Origin of the sequence: Vibrio crassostreae 9ZC13, assembly GCF_000272045.2 — a bacterium.
Classification (GTDB): domain Bacteria; phylum Pseudomonadota; class Gammaproteobacteria; order Enterobacterales; family Vibrionaceae; genus Vibrio; species Vibrio crassostreae_C.
In genome coordinates, this window is sequence record NZ_AJYZ02000017.1 from 4,013 (window position 1) to 4,758 (window position 746).

Genomic DNA, 746 nt, shown 5'->3' on the forward strand with positions numbered 1-746 from the left:
CTAAAGGAGATAATCATGCGTGATTCATATATAGCGTTTTTAGATCGTATGGGGCTGACAAAGGATGACTTTTTCGAATTTGGGCTTAGCGAAACAATTTATGCAGAAGAGAATCAAGCAAGTCAGTGCTGGGCTGATCTTAAAAAGCGCATCGAAACAAATCAGACTGTATACATACGAGGGTTCGGTCGGAATGCTAGCGGTACGCATTTATTTCAAAACCTTTATTCGGAAGTGCTCGGAAATCGTAATGTGGTGAAAGATTCAACGAATAATGCCGAACCGACCAAACTAATCAGACAGTTAACAGGTTTTTCAAAAACAACAAGTAAGCAATATCAGCCATTGAGAAACTATCAAATATCACACGTATTTGGCAGGACCAAAAACGTATATGCTTTCACAGCTCCTTGGAACATTGTTTATGTACCAAAGTTAATTGATCCTTTCACTGGCCATGAAGCAAAAGGAGAGATGGTTGATGAATATACAGTATTGTTTCAAAAATCAGTTTTTGAGCGTTTTGAAAAGTACATTAACGAATTTAATTGTCTTATGACTAACTCAGAGTTTCTTGCTTCTTTGGATGAACACGTCAATAGGCTCCGAGATTCAAACGATGTGTCAGATGATATCGTAAATAAAATGTGCAAAGCTATTACTGAAGAGTTCGCGCCTATAGAACTTTAGCCTAACAAACGACTATGGCGTCAATGATTAATTTTTGGCAGTGTTTTCATCCCACA

1 protein-coding gene is annotated in these 746 nt (G+C 37.7%); it reads left to right on the top strand.

Annotated features, from left to right (window positions below):
* A partial coding sequence (locus A136_RS01575) for a hypothetical protein (protein WP_017063750.1) occupies positions 1-690 on the top strand: 690 nt, incomplete at its 5' end.
* Positions 691-746 lie beyond the last annotated feature (56 nt).